18 protein-coding genes and 1 tRNA gene are annotated in these 17313 nt (G+C 73.9%); 6 read left to right on the top strand and 13 right to left on the bottom strand.

Features of this window, described 5'->3' with window-relative positions:
* From ACYU8I_RS12190 to def, 3 genes are all read right to left on the bottom strand, one after another.
* Positions 1 to 803 (bottom strand): transcription antitermination factor NusB (locus ACYU8I_RS12190; protein WP_460841106.1); only part of this gene is annotated, 803 nt, incomplete at its 3' end.
* Positions 800 to 1726, bottom strand: a complete 927-nt coding sequence (gene fmt / locus ACYU8I_RS12185) for a methionyl-tRNA formyltransferase (RefSeq protein ID WP_460841103.1) — start codon at positions 1724 to 1726, stop codon at positions 800 to 802. The genes fmt and ACYU8I_RS12190, both read right to left, overlap by 4 nt.
* A 3-nt stretch (positions 1727 to 1729) precedes the next feature.
* Complete coding sequence (def, locus tag ACYU8I_RS12180; protein ID WP_460841100.1) at positions 1730 to 2272, bottom strand: peptide deformylase; 543 nt, start codon at positions 2270 to 2272, stop codon at positions 1730 to 1732.
* Positions 2273 to 2617: 345 nt separating this feature from the next.
* Between def and ACYU8I_RS12175 the strand changes: the two genes are divergently transcribed.
* Both ACYU8I_RS12175 and ACYU8I_RS12170 read left to right on the top strand, forming a co-directional pair.
* Positions 2618 to 3172: a dihydrofolate reductase family protein gene (locus ACYU8I_RS12175; protein WP_460841098.1), complete on the top strand. Its 555-nt coding sequence runs from the start codon at positions 2618 to 2620 to the stop codon at positions 3170 to 3172.
* A 19-nt stretch (positions 3173 to 3191) separates the two neighbouring features.
* Positions 3192 to 3944, top strand: a complete 753-nt coding sequence (locus tag ACYU8I_RS12170) for a PIG-L deacetylase family protein (RefSeq protein WP_460841096.1) — start codon at positions 3192 to 3194, stop codon at positions 3942 to 3944.
* A 735-nt stretch (positions 3945 to 4679) separates the two neighbouring features.
* On the opposite strand, the gene ACYU8I_RS12165 is transcribed toward ACYU8I_RS12170, so the two are convergent.
* The 3 genes from ACYU8I_RS12165 to dnaG all read right to left on the bottom strand — a co-directional run bounded on the left by ACYU8I_RS12165 (position 4680) and on the right by dnaG (position 7268).
* Positions 4680 to 4752, bottom strand: a tRNA-Asn gene (locus ACYU8I_RS12165).
* A 63-nt stretch (positions 4753 to 4815) separates the two neighbouring features.
* Positions 4816 to 5376 (bottom strand): hypothetical protein, encoded by a 561-nt coding sequence (locus tag ACYU8I_RS12160; protein ID WP_460841093.1) that lies wholly within the window; start codon positions 5374 to 5376, stop codon positions 4816 to 4818.
* Positions 5373 to 7268: a DNA primase gene (gene dnaG, locus ACYU8I_RS12155; RefSeq protein WP_460841091.1), complete on the bottom strand. Its 1896-nt coding sequence runs from the start codon at positions 7266 to 7268 to the stop codon at positions 5373 to 5375. The genes ACYU8I_RS12160 and dnaG overlap by 4 nt, the downstream gene beginning before the upstream one ends.
* 105 nt (positions 7269 to 7373) lie before the next feature.
* On the opposite strand from dnaG, the gene ACYU8I_RS12150 reads away from it, so the two are divergent.
* Genes ACYU8I_RS12150 through ACYU8I_RS12135 form a run of 4 tightly spaced genes read left to right on the top strand, consistent with a single transcriptional unit; the run spans position 7374 to position 9505 of the window.
* The gene (locus tag ACYU8I_RS12150) at positions 7374 to 7817 is read left to right on the top strand and encodes a phage holin family protein (protein WP_460841090.1); all 444 of its coding nucleotides are present in this window, start codon (positions 7374 to 7376) and stop codon (positions 7815 to 7817) included.
* The gene (locus ACYU8I_RS12145; protein ID WP_460841088.1) at positions 7814 to 8068 is read left to right on the top strand and encodes a DUF3618 domain-containing protein; all 255 of its coding nucleotides are present in this window, start codon (positions 7814 to 7816) and stop codon (positions 8066 to 8068) included. Before ACYU8I_RS12150 ends, ACYU8I_RS12145 begins: the two co-directional genes overlap by 4 nt.
* Positions 8069 to 8105: 37 nt before the next feature.
* Positions 8106 to 9173, top strand: coding sequence for a YihY/virulence factor BrkB family protein (locus ACYU8I_RS12140; protein WP_460841086.1), 1068 nt, complete (start codon positions 8106 to 8108; stop codon positions 9171 to 9173).
* A complete protein-coding gene (locus ACYU8I_RS12135; protein ID WP_460841082.1) occupies positions 9173 to 9505 on the top strand; it encodes a hypothetical protein in 333 nt (110 codons plus the stop codon). The genes ACYU8I_RS12140 and ACYU8I_RS12135 overlap by 1 nt, the downstream gene beginning before the upstream one ends.
* A gap of 100 nt (positions 9506 to 9605) precedes the next feature.
* Here ACYU8I_RS12135 and ACYU8I_RS12130 read toward each other — a convergent pair whose 3' ends face one another.
* From ACYU8I_RS12130 to ACYU8I_RS12100, 7 genes are all read right to left on the bottom strand, one after another.
* The gene (locus ACYU8I_RS12130) at positions 9606 to 10529 is read right to left on the bottom strand and encodes a 2-hydroxyacid dehydrogenase (protein ID WP_460841079.1); all 924 of its coding nucleotides are present in this window, start codon (positions 10527 to 10529) and stop codon (positions 9606 to 9608) included.
* Positions 10530 to 10556: 27 nt separating this feature from the next.
* On the bottom strand, positions 10557 to 11033 hold the full coding sequence (locus ACYU8I_RS12125; protein WP_460841077.1) for a hypothetical protein: 477 nt from the start codon (positions 11031 to 11033) through the stop codon (positions 10557 to 10559).
* Complete coding sequence (locus tag ACYU8I_RS12120; RefSeq protein ID WP_460841075.1) at positions 11030 to 12286, bottom strand: deoxyguanosinetriphosphate triphosphohydrolase; 1257 nt, start codon at positions 12284 to 12286, stop codon at positions 11030 to 11032. Before ACYU8I_RS12120 ends, ACYU8I_RS12125 begins: the two co-directional genes overlap by 4 nt.
* A gap of 252 nt (positions 12287 to 12538) precedes the next feature.
* Positions 12539 to 13468: a GTPase Era gene (era, locus tag ACYU8I_RS12115; RefSeq protein WP_460841072.1), complete on the bottom strand. Its 930-nt coding sequence runs from the start codon at positions 13466 to 13468 to the stop codon at positions 12539 to 12541.
* A complete protein-coding gene (locus ACYU8I_RS12110) occupies positions 13461 to 14234 on the bottom strand; it encodes a siderophore-interacting protein (RefSeq protein ID WP_460841069.1) in 774 nt (257 codons plus the stop codon). Before ACYU8I_RS12110 ends, era begins: the two co-directional genes overlap by 8 nt.
* A 345-nt stretch (positions 14235 to 14579) precedes the next feature.
* Complete coding sequence (locus ACYU8I_RS12105) at positions 14580 to 15890, bottom strand: class I SAM-dependent methyltransferase (protein ID WP_460841067.1); 1311 nt, start codon at positions 15888 to 15890, stop codon at positions 14580 to 14582.
* A complete protein-coding gene (locus ACYU8I_RS12100) occupies positions 15887 to 17269 on the bottom strand; it encodes an FAD-binding oxidoreductase (RefSeq protein WP_460841065.1) in 1383 nt (460 codons plus the stop codon). Before ACYU8I_RS12100 ends, ACYU8I_RS12105 begins: the two co-directional genes overlap by 4 nt.
* Positions 17270 to 17313 lie beyond the last annotated feature (44 nt).

Here is a 17313-nt window from a genome sequence, read left to right as displayed (position 1 = left end):
AGCAGCGCGGCCTTGCCGCCCGGCCCGGCGCACAGGTCGAGCCAGCGGGCGTCGGGGCCGTCGAGCGGTGCGCGGGCGAGCGCCAGCGCGACGACCTGCGAGCCGGCGTCCTGAACGGCGGCGCGGCCCTCCCGGACGGCAGGCACGGCGGCGGGGTCGCCCGAGGGCAGCACCCGCCCGATCGGCGAGACCGTCGCCTCTCCGGGCAGCTCGTCGACCGAGGCGAGCCCGGGTCGGGCCACCAGCGTCACCTGCGGCGCGGCGTTGTCGGCGGCGAGCAGCGCATGCAGCTCGTCGGGTCGTCCGAGCGCCTGGGCCAGCTCGTCGACGACCCAGGCCGGGTGCGACGTCCGCGTCGCGAGGTCGGCGTCGAGCAGGTCGAACCACTCCTCCGACGAGTGGGCCGCGACCTTCCGCAGCAGCGCGTTGACGAAGCCGGCCGGGCGGTGACCGACCCGCTCGCGCACGAGCGAGACCGTCGTTGCCACCGCCGCGTGCGACGGCACCCGCATCGCCAGCAGCTGGTGGGCGCCGAGGCGCAGCGCGTCGCGCACGGCCGGGTCGGGCGGGCGGGAGGCGAGGTGGTCGAGCACGGCGTCGTACGCCGCCAGCCCGCGCAGCGTGCCGCCGACCAGCTCGGTCGCGAACCCGGCGTCGCGGCCGGAGAGCCCGTGCTCGCGCAGCAGCCGCGGCAGCAGCAGGTTGGCGTAGGCGTCCTGCTCGCGCACGGCGACCAGCACGTCGTACGCCACCAGTCGTGCGACGTCGACCCGGCCCGGCGACCGGGAGCCGCCGCGGGTCACGTGCCGAGCACGGCGCCGTCGGGGAGCCGGGCGCCGCGGGCCCAGGCGGCGGCGTCCATCTCCTTGCGGCCGTGCGCGCGAACGACGCCGAGCTGCACGGGACCGGAGCCGGTGCCGACGAAGACGGCGTTCTTGGTGACCTCGAGCGTCCCGGGATCGAGGCGCGGCCGACCGACGGGGCGCACCGGGCCGAGCTTGAGCCGCTCGCCCCCGAGGGTCGTCCAGGCGCCCGGCGCGGGGGTGCACGCGCGCACCTGCCGGTCGATCGCGACCGCGGGACGGGTCCAGTCGACCTCGGCGTCGGCGACCTCGATCTTGGGCGCGAGGCTGACGCCGTCGGACGGCTGCGGCCGCGCCTCCACCTGCCCGGTCTCCAGACCGTCGAGGGTGCTGACGAGCAGCGGCGCTCCCCCGCGGGCGAGCCGGTCGAGCAGGTCACCGGCGGTGTCGTCGGGCCCGACCGCCTGCGTCATCACGCCGAGGACGGGCCCGGCGTCGAGCGCCTCGACGATGCGGAACGTGGTGGCCCCGGTGATCTCGTCGCCCGCCCACAGGGCGTGCTGCACGGGCGCGGCGCCACGCCAGGCGGGGAGCAGCGAGAAGTGCAGGTTGACCCAGCCGTGGGGCACCGCGTCGAGCAACGGCGCGGGGAGCAGGCCGCCGTACGCCACGACCGGGCAGCACTCGGGCGCCAGGGCGCGCACCTGCTCGAGCAGGGCGGGGTCCTTGGCGGTGTCGGGCTTGAGCACGGGTACGCCGAGCTCCTCGGCGCGCGCCGCGACGGGCGACGGGGTGAGCCGTCGACCCCGCCCAGCGGGTGCGTCGGGCCGGGTCAGCACCCCGACGAGCTCGTGGTCGCTCGCGGCGACCGCCTCGAGCGCCGGCAGCGCGACCTCCGGGGTGCCGGCGAACAGGACCCGCACGCCCTAGATCCCCAGCCCGCGGGTGGCGTGGGGCGACACCTTCACCTGGGTGTCGGGGCCGAACCAGTCGGCCTCCCGGATCGCCCTCATCGCCTCGCGGCGGCGCTCCTTGTCGAGCCGGTCGACGAAGAGGATGCCGTCGAGGTGGTCGGTCTCGTGCTGGATCGCGCGGGCGAGGTAGTCGCTGCCCTCGATCAGGAGCGGCTCGCCGTGCATGTCGAAGCCGTGGGCCACCACCGACGCCGCGCGCACGCAGTCGATGCGCAGCTCGGGGATCGACAGGCAGCCCTCGGGGCCGTCCTGCAGGTCCTCCGACAGCACCAGGGTGGGGTTGACGAGGTGACCGAGCTCGCCGTCGACGTTCCAGGTGAAGACCCGGAGACCGACGCCGATCTGGGGGGCCGCGAGGCCGCCGCCGGGAGCGTCGAGCATGGTGTCGGTCAGGTCGGCGACGAGCGTGCGCAGCTCCTTGTCGAAGTCGACGACGGGGGTCGCCGGGGTGCGCAGCACCGGGTCGCCGAAGAGCCGGATCGGCCGGACGGGCACGGGTCCTCCTCGTGGACGGGCAACCCGCCCATCCTACGAGCGCCCTGCTGGCCCGCCCCTTCGTGGCCCGCCCCTTCGTGGCTCGCTGCGCTCGCACCTCAGGGAGCGGACGGGCCGACCGCCCCACCCGAGGCACGGACGCGTCGCCTGCCCCCCCGGGAGCCTCGCGCGTCGCCCGCCGCTCTCAGGAGAGCCTCGCGCGTCGCGCCCAGGAGAGCCGCGCGAAGCCACCGCTCCCTGAGGAGCCCCGCGAGGGACGAGCGGGGCGTCTCGAAGGGCGCCTCCGATGAGTCGACGTCGCAGCGCGGGTCGACACCTCGACCGCACCCTCTCGGGAAGGACCCCATGCGCACGCTCGCGATCACGCAGAACCTCACCGTCGACGGCCGCGTCGAGATGCTCGACGACTGGTTCGACGCCCAGGGACAGGGCGACGACGCCGACCTGGTCGAGGAGAACCACCGGCAGGACGCCGCCGCCGACGCCTTCCTGTGCGGGCGTCAGACCTTCCTCGACCTGCGCGGCTACTGGCGCGACCTCACCGACGACCGCACCGGCGTCAGCGACTACCTCAACGGCGTGCAGAAGTACGTCGTCTCCTCGACGCTCGGCGACCCGGAGTGGGAGCGCACCACCGTGCTGTCCGGCGACCCGCTCGACGCCGTGCGCGAGCTGAAGGACCAGCCCGGCCGCGACATCGTGGTCACCGGCAGCATCCGGCTCTGCCACGCCCTGATCGAGGCCGACCTGGTCGACGAGTACCGCTTCTTCACCTACCCGGTGGTGCAGGGCCGCGGCCGCCGGCTCTTCCCCGACGGCACGGCCCCCGGGCGGCTCGAGCGGCTCGAGGTCAAGGGCTTCGGCAGCGGCATCACGCTCACGACGTACGCCGCTCGCTGACGCGCCTACGCTCGCTGCCATGAGCACCCCGTCACCTCTGGAAGCGCTGCGTGAGGACTGGCAGCGCGCGCTGTGCGTCGTCGCGCACCCCGACGACATGGAGTTCGGAGCGGCCGCCGCCGTCTCCCGCTGGACGGGCCAGGGCAAGTGGGTCGGCTACGTCCTCGTCACCAGCGGCGAGGCCGGCATCGACGCCGTCGAGCCCGGGCGCTGCCAGGCGCTGGGCGAGGCCGAGCAGGTCGAGTCGTGCCGGATCGTCGGCGTCGACGACGTCGAGTTCCTGCGCCAGCCCGACGGCGTCCTGGAGTACGGCGTACCGCTGCGGCGGCTCGTCGCGGAGCAGGTACGCCGCCACCGCCCCGACGTCGGCGTGACCGGCAACTTCCGCGAGACCTGGGGCGGACGCACGCTCAACCAGGCCGACCACATCGCGGTGGGGCGCGCCGTCGTCGACGCCGTGCGCGACGCGGGCAACCGCTGGGTCTTCCCCGAGCAGCTGACCGGGGGCGGCGGCTCGCTCGAGCCCTGGGGCGGGGTCGGCGAGGTGTGGGCCTTCGGGTCCCCCGACTCCACCCACGCCGTCGACACCACCGCGACCTTCGACGCCGGCGTCGCCTCGCTGGAGGCCCACGGCGCCTACATCGACGGGCTCGGCTGGGACGACTTCGACCCTCGTGAGTTCCTCGAGGGCGTCGCCCGCCAGGCCGGCCAGCGCCTCGGCGTCCCCCTCGCCGCCCCCTTCGAGGTCTTCCCGATGGGCTGGGGCGAGTAGCGCAGGGGTGGGCGATGGGCGAGGGGCCTCTGGTCGACGAGCCGCGAGACCCGGTGGGGTGCCCGCCGACCCCGGACGTCATGCGTCGCAGTCGCCCGAGCGACCAGGACGTATGACGTCCTGGTCGCTCGCAGCTCGTCGAGCTGCTTCCAACCCGTTGCCCCCTGAGCAGGTTGCGCAGCAACCGTCTCGAACGGCCGAGCACGCCGCCCCTTCGTGGCTCGCTCCGCTCGCACCTCAGGGAGCGGACGGCTCACTCCGCTCGCACCTCAGGGAGCGGACGGCTCGCATCTACGCAGCAGCCGGTCCCTGAGGAGCCCCGCGAGGGACGAGCGGGGCGTCACGAAGGGCCGAGCGCAGGCCGCCCCTTCGTGGCTCGCTCCGCTCGCACCTCAGGGAGCGGACACCTCGCACCCACGCAGCAGCCGGTCCCTGAGGAGCCCCGCGAGGGACGAGCGGGGGCGCCACGAAGGGCCGAGCGCAGGCCGCCCCTTCGTGGCTCGCTCCGCTCGCACCTCAGGGAGCGGACACCTCGCACCCACCGCAGCAGCAGGTCCCTGAGGAGCCCCGCGAGGGACGAGCGGGGCGTCACGAAGGGCCGAGCGCAGGGCCGCCCCTTCGTGGCTCGCTCCGCTCGCACCTCAGGGAGCGGACGGCTCGCTCCGCTCGCACCTCGACCACCCGGCCCCGAGGACGCAGCAAGGGCCCGACCTGGCGGTCGGGCCCTCGTCGCTGCTCCCCCGGTTGGACTCGAACCAACAACCCTCCGGTTAACAGCCGAATGCTCTGCCAATTGAGCTACAGGGGATCGCTGGAACAGCGCGGGCAAGACTAGCAACGCGCACGACCGGCGGGCCAATCGGGAGCGGGGTCAGTACGCCGGGGCGGCGCCGGGGCCGTCGGCGACCTCGCCCAGCTCGGCGCGGACCCGGGCGAGCAGGTCCTCGGCGAGCCGACGCACCTCGGGGTCGTCGGGCTCGACGCCGGGGTCGAAGGCCACGTCGTAGCGCATCGGCCCGCCCAGCGGGCTGCGACGGCAGGCCACGACGACACCGCGCCGGCCGCGGAGCGTGGCCTTGCGCTGCACCACGACGCTGGCGGTGACCCGCTCGCGCAGCAGCTGCAGGAAGAGCGCTGGCTCGGTGTCGTCCACCACGACGCGCCACTCGCGGCGGGGCTCGCCGTACGGCGCCAGCGCGCGCACGCGGACGGCCTCGGCGTCGCGGTCCCAGCCGGCGTCCTCGACCTCCTCCCACGGCAGCGACACCGCGTCGGCGGACGGCGTCGCCACCACGAGCCGGCCACGGGTGCCGAGCAGCCAGGTGCCGTCGTCGCCCCGCGCGCTGCCGAGCACCTCACCGGCACGTACGCCGGCAGCGGCGAGCACGTCGGCGGGGGGCCCGTCCGGGGCTCGGCGCCCGAAGCGCCTCACTCGTCGCTCTCCAGCGCCTTCTCGCGCAGCTCGCGGCGCTTCTGCTCGAGCGCGACCAGCTCGCCGAACATCCGGTTGTAGTCGGCGGCGTGCTCGACCGGGTTGGTGCGCTGCAGCCGCGACTTCACCTCGGCGATGCGTCGCTGCGCGGTCAGCTCGCGCAACCGCAGCACGTGCTGGCGCACGTAGCCGTCGTCGGGCTCGCCCTCGAGCCGGATCGGCTCCACGGCCAGCTGGGTGACCAGCAGCTTCAGCGCCTCGTGCTCGACCCGGTCACGCAGTCGTGCGGCCCAGCCGTCGTCGGCGGCGCCGGTGCCACCGGCGGCGACCACGGCGTCCCACACGGCGCGGTAGGCGCCGCTGGTGAAGTCGTTGCCGTCGACGTCGTCCGTGGTGCGCCCGATGCGTCCGGGCCACTGCACGACGAGCTTGAGCGTCTCGCGCTCGAGGTAGAGCCGGGGGTCACGTGGGTCGGGCAGGGTGGCCCGGGGCTGCTCGGCCGACCCGTCGTCGGACCGGGGCTCCGCCCGCCGTGTCGGCGCCGCGGCCACCGGAGCCTCGCCCCGGGCCGCCGCCTGCCGCACGGCGCGCTGCACGTCGGCGGGTTCCGCGCCGATCATGCCGGCCAGCTCGCGAGCGAAGGCGTCGACCTTGGAGCGGTCGCGGATGGCGGTCACCAGCCTGGCCGCCTCGCGCATCGCGTCGATGCGGCCGTCGGCCCGGTCGAGGTCGTGGCGCTGCACGACGTTGGCGAGCACGAAGCGGTAGAGCGGCGTACGGCGCGCCACCAGCTCGCGCACCGCCGCGTCGCCCTCCTTCAGCCGCAGGTCGCAGGGGTCGAGGCCGCCGGGCTCGACGGCGACGTAGGTCTGCCCGGCGAAGACCTGGTCGCCCTGGAACGCCTTGAGCGCCGCCGCCTGCCCGGCCGCGTCGCCGTCGAAGGTGAAGATCACCTCGCCGCGGAACTCGTCGTGGTCCTTCAGCAGCCGGCGCACCACCTTGGCGTGCTCGTCGCCGAAGGCGGTGCCGCAGCTGGCGACCGCCGTCGTCACGCCGGCGAGGTGGCAGGCCATGACGTCGGTGTAGCCCTCGACGATCACCGCCTGGCTGCTGCGGCCGATCTCGGCGCGGGCGAGGTCGAGGCCGTAGAGCACGCGCGACTTCTTGTAGACCGGCGTCTCGCCGGTGTTGAGGTACTTGGCCGCGGTGCGGTCGTCGTCGAAGATCCGGCGCGCTCCGAAGCCGATCGTGTCGCCGTTGGCCTCGCGGATCGGCCACATCACGCGGCCGCGGAAGAAGTCGTAGTAGCCGCGGCCCTCGCGCACCAGCCCGGAGGCCACGAGCTCCTTGTCGGTGTAGCCACGGTCCTTGAGGTGGCGGAACAGGTCTTCCCCACCGCGCGGGGAGAAGCCGATGCCGAACCGGGCGGCCGCCTCGGCGTCGAAGCCGCGCTCGTCGAGGAACTGCCGCGCCGCGGCGCCTGCCGGGCCGTGCAGCTGCTCGGCGTAGAACGCCTCGGCCGCAGCGTTGGCGGCCAGGAGGCGCGGCCGCATCGAGCCGGCCGAGCGCTCGCGCGGCGCGTCGCCCTCCTCGTAGCGCAGCTGCACACCGGCCTTGTCGGCCAGCCGCTCGACGGTCTCGGTGAAGCCCAGGCCGTCCATCTCCATGACGAACTTGATGACGTCGCCACCCGCCCCGCACCCGAAGCAGTAGTAGAGGCCCCGGCTCGGGGTCACCTGGAACGACGGTGACTTCTCGTCGTGGAAGGGGCACAGGCCCTTCTGCGACCCGCCGCCCGCGTTGCGGAGGGTGACGTACGCCGAGACCACGTCGTCGATGCGGGCGCGCTCGCGGACCTCCGCGATGTCTTCCTCCCGGATCCTGCCCGCCACGCGGCGGAGTCTACGTCGGGGCAGCGACGCCCCCGACCGACCGCCCACAGCCGCGGTGGCGTTCCGGCACGCGTACGCGCGGTACTTTCGGGAACACGGCACCTCATGAGTCACACATCTTCCGCGTCGCCGGAGCGCGAGCCGGGCCGCGTGCCCGCGGCCGCGCAGCCCGACCCCACGCTGGGTGCCCTGGTGCACGACCTGACCACCCAGGTGCCCGAGCTGATCCGCTCCGAGATGAAGCTCGCCCAGGCCGAGCTGGCCGAGAAAGGCAAGCGCGCCGGCGTCGGCATCGGCATGTTCGGCGCGGCCGGCATCGTCGCGCTGTACGGCGGCGGTGCCCTCGTCGCGACCGCGATCATCGCGCTCGCCCTCCTGCTCGACCTCTGGCTCGCCGCGCTGATCGTGACGGTGGTGCTGTTCGTGGTCGCGGGCGTGCTGGCGCTCGTCGGCAAGGGGCAGGTGCAGCAGGCGACCCCGCTGGCCCCCGAGCGCGCCCAGGCGGGCGTCAAGGAAGACATCGCGACCGTGAAGGGAGCCCGCTCGTGAGCGACGAGAAGCAGACACCCGAGCAGATCCAGGCCGACATCGAGCGCCAGCGCGAGGCGCTGGCCGCCACCGTCGACGAGCTGACCGGCAAGCTCGACGTGAAGTCGCGCGCCGGCGAGAAGGCCGCAGAGCTCAAGGACCGCGCCACCACCGACGACGGCAAGCCGCGACCCGAGGTGCTCGGCGCGGCCGCCGGTGCGGTCGTGGTCGTGGCGCTGCTCGTGTGGTGGCGCCACCGCGCCGCCTCATGAGCAGCGGCCCGGCAGGTCCGAGGACGAGGATGGCGCCATGAGCGACGTACGCACCGACGAGGGGCGTGGCCGGCCCGACCCCGAGGACCAGGCCAAGCCCGACTCCCCGACCGACCTCGACGCCCGGTCGGTGAAGTACGTGCTGCGCAAGACGCTGCGCGAGTTCACCGCCGACAACTGCACCGACCTCGGGGCCGCGCTGACCTACTACGCCATCCTCGCGATCTTCCCCGCCATGGTCGCGCTGCTGTCGATCATGGGCCTGTTCAGCGACCCGCAGCAGACCGTCGACACCGTGATGGGCATCTTGCGCCCGCTCGTCTCGGACTCCGTGCTGGAGCCGGTGCAGGGCGTGCTCGAGGGCCTGGCGGGCTCCGGGGCGGCCGGCTTCGGTCTCGTCATCGGTCTTGCGCTCGCGCTGTTCTCCGCGTCCGGCTACGTCGGCGCGTTCAGCAGGGCCATGAACACGATCTACGAGATCGAGGAGGGTCGGCCGATCTGGAAGCTGCGCCCGACGATGTTCGCGCTGACGTTGGTCTCGGTGCTGCTCGCCGCGACCGCGCTCGCGCTGCTGATCCTCTCGGGCCCGCTGCTGACCTCGGTCGGCAACGCGATCGGCATCGGCAACACGGCCGTGACGGTCTTCGGCATCGTGAAGTGGCCGCTGCTGCTCGGCGTCGTGATCGTGCTGGTCGGCCTGCTCTACTACGTCTCGCCCAACGTCGAGCAGCCGAAGTTCCGCTGGATCTCGGTGGGCGCGGCCGTCGCCATCGGCACCTGGGTCATCGCCTCGGCCCTGTTCGGGTTCTACGTCGCCAACTTCTCCAACTACAGCGCGACCTACGGCAGCCTGGCGGCGCTGCCCATCGCGCTGCTCTACGTCTGGATCACCAACCTGGCGCTGCTCTTCGGCGCCGAGCTCGATGCCGAGCTCGAGCGTGGACGTCAGCTCCAAGCGGGTATGCCAGCCGAGGAGGAGCTCCAGCTGCCTCCGCGTGACACCGCCCAGATCAAGAAGGCGCGGGCCCAGCACGACAAGGACGTCGCGCTCGGGCGCCGCATCCGTCGCTCCGCGGCACGCCGCGAGCAGGAGGAGGACCACTGATGACGAGCAAGCTGATGCTGCTGGCCGCAGGAGGCGTGGGCTACGTGCTCGGCGCCCGCGCCGGACGGGAGCGCTACGAGCAGATGCGCCTGCAGTTCGACAAGGTGCGCAACGACCCGCGGGTGCAGCAGAAGGCCCAGCAGGCGGCCGACACCGTGCGCGAGCAGGCCCCCCAGGTCGCCGAGGCGGTCAAGGACAAGGCCGGGGCCGCGGCTGGCGCCGCCAAGGACAAGGTCGGCTCGTCGGGTCCCGAGGAGTCGGTCGGCGACGACCTCAACCCCGACCGCCTCAAGCTGACCGACGACACCGGCCCGAAGGGCACGCTGCCCTAGCCACCCGTCGTACGACGCCCGCAGGGGCGGCTCCCGGTGCGCCGGGGGCCGCCCCTGCGGCGTCCCCCGGTCAGTAGTCGCCCGGTCAGTAGTCGCCCGGTCAGTAGTCGCCGGTCATCACGTTGGCCAGCGGCTCCCCGGCGGCGTAGCGGTGCAGCTGCTCGCGCACCAGTCGGCGCGCCCGGGGCGCCATGGCGTCGGAGGCACCGCCCACGTGCGGCGACAGCAGCAGGCCGGGGGCCGACCACAGCGGGTGGCCGGCCGGCAGCGGCTCGGGGTCGACGACGTCGAGGGCGGCGCGGAGCCGCCCGACGGTGAGCTCGGCCAGCAGTGCCTCGGTGTCGACGACGGGCCCCCGGGCGACGTTGACGAGCAGCGCGCCGTCCTTCATGCGGCCGAGCATCGCGGCGTCGAACAGGCCTCGTGTCTGGTCGGTGGCGGGCACGACCAGGACCACGACGTCGGCGTGGGGCAGCAGGTCGGGCAGGTCGTCGATCGCGTGCACGCCGTCGCGGGCGCTGCGGGCCACGCGCACCACCTCGGCCTCGAAGGCGACGGCCCGGCGCTCGATGGCCTCGCCGATGCGGCCGTAGCCCACGACCAGCACCTGCTTGTCGGCGAGCGACGCCCGCTGCTCGGGCTCCCACTCGCCGCGGTCCTGGGCGCGCACGAACTCGGGGAGGCCGCGCAGGCTGGCCAGGGCGAGCGTGACCGCGAGCTCCGCGGTGGAGGTGTCGTGGATGCCGCCGCCGTTGCACAGCGTCACGCCGTCGGGCACGTACGGCGTCACGTGCTCGACGCCGGCGGTCTGGGTCTGCACCACCTCGAGCCGGGGCATCCGGGCGAGCAGCTCGCCGTCGGCCTGCGAGAAGCGGTAGTGCATCACCTGGAACGTGACGTCCTCGATGCCGTCGGGCACCTGCCCGGCGTGCACCGCGTCGGGGTCGACGTGCTCGACCCTCAGCCCCTCGGGCAGGTCACCGAGCTCGGCGGGGTCGAAGGGCAGCCAGACGAGTCGGTCCATGTGGCCATCCTGCCCGCCGGGCCGGGCTCACCAGGCGGCGGGCGGGGCGTCGGGGTCCCGCGGTGCGACCAGCTGTGACCCGACCGCTCCGGCGGCCGCCCCCGAGGCCATCGCGACCAGCACGGTCACGACGGGGTCGCCGAGGCTCGTCAGCACGTCGCCGACCTCGCCCCCCAGCCCGAGCACCGTGGCGAGGGCGTAGCCGAGGAGCACCGAGAGCATCGCGCCCGCACCGAGCGGGGCGCCGGAGGCGGCCCGGACGCCGCGGGTGGCCTGCGACGGCAGCTGCCGCGACCCGTGCCAACCGGCGACAGCCGCGAGCAGCAGCAGCGGCACGAGCAGCACCGGCCCGAGGGCGATCTCGCCGGTGCGGACCCCGATCGCCCCCAGCACCCCGACGGCGACGGCGAGCAGCCCGGGCCCCTTCGGCGAGCGCTTGCGCGGCGGTCGTAGGCGCGGGCCCTGGTGGCCCGGCTCGCCCTCGCGGGGCAGCGGCGTGCTCACCGGCACCACCGGGCGTGCCAGGCGACGGCCGAGGCGTCGGTGAGGCTGGCCACCTGGTCGAGCACGACACGGCGACGGGCCCCGGCGTCAGCAACGTCAGCGGCGGCCGCGAGGTCGTCGGCGTACGCCGGCTCGAGCGCGGCGGCGCCGTGGTGCTCCAGCGCGAGCACGAGGTCGGTGAGCAGCTGCTGCTGGTGACCCAGCAGCTCGAGCCGCTCGGGGGCCCGCATGACGTAGTGGGCGGCCACGCCCTTGAGCGCCCCGATGGCCTCCTGCGTCTCCTGCGGTACGACCAGGTCGGCGTCGTGGCGTCGCAGCGGCCCGTCGCCGTGGCGCGCCACGGTGGCGGCGTGCACCTCGCCGCAGAAGACGCCGATGAGGTCGCTGGTGAGGTTCTTAAGCCCCGCCAGGCCGCGGCGGGTGCCGTCGTACGCCGCCCCGGGCCACGCGGCGACGTCGTGCAGGTGCTTCCAGGCGGCGTCGAGCCGGGCGTCGTCGGCGTCGGGGAGGTACCACTCGCGCACCACCTCCCAGACCCGCGCCCGCTCGGCCCCCGACTCCAGACGGGAGAGGTCGATGCGCCCGCCCACCACGCCGTCCTCGAGGTCGTGCACGGAGTAGGCGATGTCGTCAGCGACGTCCATCACCTGCGCCTCGACCGACCGGCGCCGGCCGTCGACGCCCTGGCGGAGCCACCCGAAGACGGGCGCGTCGTCGTCGTAGACGCCGAACTTGGGGCCGGAGGTCTCGCCGCGACGCCACGGGTACTTGGTGCAGGCGTCGAGGGTGGCGCGGGTGAGGTTGAGTCCGACCGAGCGGCCGTCGGCGTCGACGGCCTTGGCCTCGAGGCGCGTCAGCAGCCGCAGCGTCTGGGCGTTGCCCTCGAAGCCGCCGCAGTCTGCGGCCAGCGCGTCGAGGGCAGCCTCGCCGCCGTGCCCGAAGGGCGGGTGGCCCATGTCGTGCGCCAGCGCGGCGGTCTCGGCGAGGTCGGGGTGGCAGCCGAGCGGGTGCGCGAGGTCGCGGGCGACCTGCGCGACCTCGAGGCTGTGGGTGAGCCGGTTGCGCGCGAAGTCATCGGTGCCGGGGCCCAGCACCTGCGTCTTGGCGGCGAGCCGCCGCAGCGACACCGCGTGCAGCACCCGGGCCCGGTCGCGCTCGAACGCCGTGCGCGACGGCGCCACCACCCGCTTGACCGGCTCCTCGACCCAGCGCTCGCGGTCGTGGTCTGAGTAGCGCTCGTCCCAGGTGACCACGGCCCGGACGCTACCGGCCCGCGCCCACGGCGGGTCGTGGCCGGGGCCGTCGGTCGCCGGTGCTTTTCGAACGAAAAGCACCTCTGGCGCCGGGGATCCGACCGATCCGCACCCGACACGCCGAGGGGACGGGAGCGGATCGGTCGAGAAGTCGTCCGCCACGCGGGTCGACGGAACGGCGGTCGGGTCGTGCGCCCATCGTGCCCGGGAGCGACGTACGCCCCCGTGACGTGTCGCAAGGGTGGGACCGGGCTAGAAGCCCAGCCGGCGCAGCTGCTTGGGGTCGCGCTGCCAGTCCTTGGCGACCTTGACGTGCAAGTCGAGGTAGACCGGCGTGCCCAGCAGCTTGGTGATGCCCTGGCGGGCGGTGCTGCCGACCTCCTTCAGGCGCGAGCCCTTGTGACCGATGACGATGCCCTTCTGCGACTGCCGCTCCACGAAGACGTTGGCGTGGATGTCGAGCAGCGGCTTGTCGGCCGGGCGGCCCTCCCGCAGGCCCATCTCCTCGACCACGACCGCGATCGAGTGCGGCAGCTCGTCGCGCACCCCCTCGAGCGCGGCCTCCCGGATGAGCTCGGCGACCAGCTGCTCCTCGGGGGCGTCGGTCAGGTCGCCGTCGGGGTAGAGCTGCGGCCCCTCGGGCAGCCGTCCGACGAGCAGGTCGGCGAGCAGCTCGACCTGGTGTCCCGCGGTGGCCGAGACCGGCACGATCTCGGCCCACTCCGTGCCGGTGTCGCGACCGAGCGCATCGATGGCGAGCAGGTGCTCGGTCAGTCGCTCGGAACCGACGAGGTCGGTCTTGGTCGCGACGGCGAGCTTCGTCGTACGCCGCACCTTGGCGAGCTCGTCGACGATGAACCGGTCGCCCGGACCGATCTTCTGGTCGGCCGGGAAGCACACCGCGACGACGTCGACCTCGGCCCAGGTGGCGGTCACGAGGTCGTTGAGCCGCTCTCCGAGCAGCGTGCGGGGCCGGTGCAGCCCCGGGGTGTCGACCAGGACGAGCTGGGCGTCGGGCCGGTGCACGATGCCGCGCACCACGGTGCGGGTCGTCTGCGGCTTCGACGAGGTGATGACGATCTTGCTGCCGACCAGGGCGTTGGTCAGCGTCGACTTGCCGGCGTTGGGGCGGCCCACGAAGCACGCGAACCCCGAGCGGTGGACGTCCTGCTGCTCAGCCACGTGTGCGCTCCTCGTCGTACTCGGCCCAGATCTGCTCGTCGGTCTTGCCCTGCGCCTTGCCGCGGGCGTAGATCGGGCCCGGGTCGACGCGGCGGGCCTGGCGGCCGCGACTGCCGCTCCAGTAGCCCATCACCTCGTGGTGGCGGGTGTCCCAGCCGAGGTCGCGCTTGCAGTGGCGGCGGATGTCGCGCATCTGCGCCGACTCCCCCGCCATCCAGAAGTAGCCCGGGCCGGCCGGCCAGTCGAGACCGGCCACGATCTCGGCCAGGTGGCTCTCGCCGGGGACGGCGTCGTACCAGGTGGTGTCGTCGGGCAGGTACGCCGTGACCTCGCCGTCCGGCGACTCCGCGTGCACCGTGACCGGCAGGTGGGTCGTCTCCTCGGCGATGCGGGCCATCGCCGGCAGCGCCGTCAGGTCGCCGGCGAGCACGACCCAGCCGGCGTCGTCGGGGAGCGCGAACGACCCCTTGGCCGTCGACAGCCCGACCTCGTCGCCGACGCAGTCGGTCTGGGCCCACCCGGTGACGAGACCCTCGTCGTGCACCACGACGTCGAGCACGAGCTCGCGACCCTGCAGAGCGCGGACGGTGTAGTAGCGGTGCTGGAACTGCCCCGGCACCGTCACCGCCAGCCACTCGTCGGCCACCCCGGTGCTCGTCAGGGTGCCGTCGGTCTCGAGCCGCAGCCGCACGAGGTGGTCGCTCAGCCGCTCCTTGCTGGAGACCTTCGCGTGGTGCGGCGCCGTACGGCTGGGCGGGGCAGACATCGCCCGCCAATCTACCCCGCCGAGGAGTCACTCCCTGGCACGCGAGGGGTCACTCCCTGACACGCGAGGAGTCACTCCCTGACACGCGAGGAGTCACTCCCTGACACGCGAGGAGTCACTCACTGTCAGGCCGCCGTGCGCGGAAGTGACGCCTCGGCCGTCAGGCACTGACTTCTCGGCCGTCAGGCACTGACTTCTCGGCCGTCAGGCACTGACTTCTCGGCCGTCAGGGAGTGACTCCTCGGCCGTCGACGAGTGACTCCTCGGGCGTCAGGGGGTGACTTCTCGGCTGTCCGCGAGTGACTCCTCGGCCGTCAGGGAGTGACTCCTCGGCGGGGGCGGGGGTCAGGGGGTCCAGTTGGGGCGCAGGGGGAAGGAGGAGGCGCCGTCGTCGGCGGTGCGGGTGGCGAGGACCTGGTGGAGCTGGATCTCGTTGCGCTCGAAGCCCATCCGGGAGCCGGCCATGTAGAGGCCCCAGACGCGGGCGGTGCCCTCGCCGACCTCGGCGACGGCCTCGTCCCAGTGCTGCTCGAGGTTGCGGCACCAGCCGGCGAGGGTCATGGCGTAGTGCACGCGGAGGTTCTCCTCGTGCTGCACCTCGAGGCCGGCGTCCTGCGCCTCGGTGATGATGCGGCCCGAGCCGGTGAGCTCGCCGTCGGGGAAGACGTAGCGGTCGATGAACGCCCCGGTCTGGGTCGGCTTGTTGGTCGGCCGGGTGATGCAGTGGTTGAGCAGCCGGCCGCCGGGGACGAGTTTGCCGCGCAGGAACCCGAAGTACGACGCGTACTGGCCGATGCCGATGTGCTCGGTCAGCCCGATCGACGACACCGCGTCGAAGCCGGTCTCCTGCACGTCGCGGTAGTCCATGAAGCGCACCTCGGCCAGGTGCGACAACCCCTCGCGCTCGATCGCTTCCTGCGCCCACTCGGCCTGCTCGCGCGACAGGGTCACGCCGAGCGCGCGGACGCCGTACTCACGGGCGGCGTGGCGCACCATGCCGCCCCAGCCGCAGCCGACGTCGAGCAGCCGCTGGCCGGGCTGCAGTGCGAGCTTGCGGGCGACGAGGTCGTACTTGGCGTGCTGCGCCTGCTCGAGCGTCGTCTCCTCCGAGGCGAACACCGCGCACGTGTAGGTCATCGACGGCCCGAGGACCATCTCGTAGAACCGGTTGGAGACGTCGTAGTGGTGGCTGATCGCCGCGCCGTCGCGCTCGGGGCTGTGACGCAGCCCCTCCACCACGCGACGCCAGCGCGGCAGGTGCTCCTGCGGCGGCGGGGGCGGCGGCACCAGCCGCGCGAGCCCGATCGAGCGCGCCATCGCGAGCGCGTCGGCTCCCGAGGGCCGCCGGAAGCGCATCGCGCGCAGCAGCGTCACCATGCCGTCGTAGGGGTCGCCGGGGTGCACGCCGCGCACGTCGAGGTCGCCCGAGACGTAGGCGCGAGCGAGGCCGAGGTCGCCGGGCGCGGTCACGAGGTAGGCCAGGCCGCGCTCGGTCTTGAGGTCGAGGCCGAACGGCGCGTCGGGACGGCCGTACGACGACCCGTCGTACGCCGTGAACCGGATGTCGACGGGACGCTGGAGGAGCGTCTCGAACATCTCGGCGATGGAGAGCCGTCCGGGCGGGGTGTCCGCCGGGCGCGTGTCGAGCTGGGTCATCGTCGTCGCACCACCTTGTCGTAGAGGCTGGTCAGCCGGTCGTCGGGGTCGTAGCGCGCCTTGACGGCCGCGAGGTGCGGACCGTCGTAGAGCGCGTCGAAGGTCTCGCGGTCGTAGAACGCCTCGGAGTAGAGCGACTTGTGGCCCTCGAGCCCGGCCACGCGCTCCTCGATCGCCCGGTTGAGCGGCCCCTCGGGCGCCTGCGGCCCCACGGGTACGGCGCCCCAGAAGCCGGCGTTGACGTAGGTGCGCCCCGCCTCGAGGGGGTACGTCGGCCAGGGTCGCGCACCGCGCTCGGCCCCGGAGGGCCGCAGCCGCAGCGGGCACAGCCACACCGGCCGCATGCCGACGGCGTCGTCGAACCAGTCGAGGAACTCCCCCAGCCGCTCGACCGGCACCTCGACGTCCTGCACGACCTTCTCGCGCCGCGGGCGGCCGGCGCGGGCGTCGAGCCGCTCGACGAGGCGGAAGCGCTCGTCGAGCCCCACGAGCCGGTGGTAGGCGTCGGAGCGGCGCCAGCGCCGCGGCCAGAGGCGTCGTACGACGGGGTGCTGGGCGCCGAAGGCCCGCGAGCACCAGAACCAGTCGGTGTCCCAGCGCCAGAGGTAGTCGTGCACGGTCAGCCGGTCGGTGGCGCGCGCGCCGACCGAGCGCCAGTAGACCTCCTGGCCGGTGTAGTCGCTGGTGGGTCCGGGCTCGTCGGTGAAGCGCGCGAGCGTCAGCACGTGGTGGCCGGGCTCGAACGAGGTGCCGTCGAGCCCGTCGACCCGCTCGCCCTCCCAGGCCCACTCCGCGCAGATCGCGGCGATCGCGTCCTGCAGCGCACCGGTGTCGGTGAAGGCCACGTGGCGCAGCGCGACGTACGGCGGCACCGGCTCGAGCTCGATGCGCAGCCGGGTGGCGTAGCCGAGCGAGCCGTAGGAGTTGGGGAGGGCACGGAACAGCTCGGCGTGCTCGTTGTCGTCGGTCGCGGTGACGGCCTCGCCGGCGCCGGTGAAGACGTCGAGCTCGAGCACCGACTCGTGGGGCAGGCCGTTGCGGAACGACGTCGACTCGATGCCGAGCCCGGTCACCGCCCCGCCGAGGGTGATGGTGCGCAGCTGCGGCACCACGAGCGGGATCAGCCCGTGGGGCAGCGTGGCGTCGACGAGGTCCTCGTAGGTGCACATGCCCTGCACGTCGGCCGTGCGCGCGACGGGGTCGACCGTGATGACGCCCGTCAGCCCGGTCACGTCGAGACCGGTGCCCTGCAGCACCTCGCGCGGGCGGAACAGGTTGGAGGTGCGCTTGGCCAGCCGCACCGCGGCGCCCTGCGGCAGGGCGGCGTACGACGCCCGCAGGCGCTCGACGGCAGCCTCGTGGGCCTCGCGTCCCACCACCGACGACCCGGACGGCTCGCCGACACGCGCCGGCTGACCCAACA

The sequence above is a fragment of the Nocardioides marmoraquaticus genome (assembly GCF_054777915.1).
Note: the sequence above shows the minus strand (reverse complement) of the source record. Positions and strands in the feature narration are given on the sequence as shown.

What these genes read in the sequence shown, in the direction of transcription:
- ACYU8I_RS12135 (WP_460841082.1), top strand. Translation starts at nt 9,173, where the DNA reads ATGACGAGCAAGCTGATGCTGCTGGCCGCAGGAGGCGTGGGCTACGTG.
- ACYU8I_RS12150 (WP_460841090.1), top strand. Translation starts at nt 7,374, where the DNA reads ATGAGTCACACATCTTCCGCGTCGCCGGAGCGCGAGCCGGGCCGCGTG.
- ACYU8I_RS12110 (WP_460841069.1), bottom strand. Translation starts at nt 14,234, where the DNA reads ATGTCTGCCCCGCCCAGCCGTACGGCGCCGCACCACGCGAAGGTCTCC.
- ACYU8I_RS12175 (WP_460841098.1), top strand. Translation starts at nt 2,618, where the DNA reads ATGCGCACGCTCGCGATCACGCAGAACCTCACCGTCGACGGCCGCGTC.
- ACYU8I_RS12130 (WP_460841079.1), bottom strand. Translation starts at nt 10,529, where the DNA reads ATGGACCGACTCGTCTGGCTGCCCTTCGACCCCGCCGAGCTCGGTGAC.
- ACYU8I_RS12140 (WP_460841086.1), top strand. Translation starts at nt 8,106, where the DNA reads ATGAGCGACGTACGCACCGACGAGGGGCGTGGCCGGCCCGACCCCGAG.
- ACYU8I_RS12170 (WP_460841096.1), top strand. Translation starts at nt 3,192, where the DNA reads ATGAGCACCCCGTCACCTCTGGAAGCGCTGCGTGAGGACTGGCAGCGC.
- ACYU8I_RS12105 (WP_460841067.1), bottom strand. Translation starts at nt 15,890, where the DNA reads ATGACCCAGCTCGACACGCGCCCGGCGGACACCCCGCCCGGACGGCTC.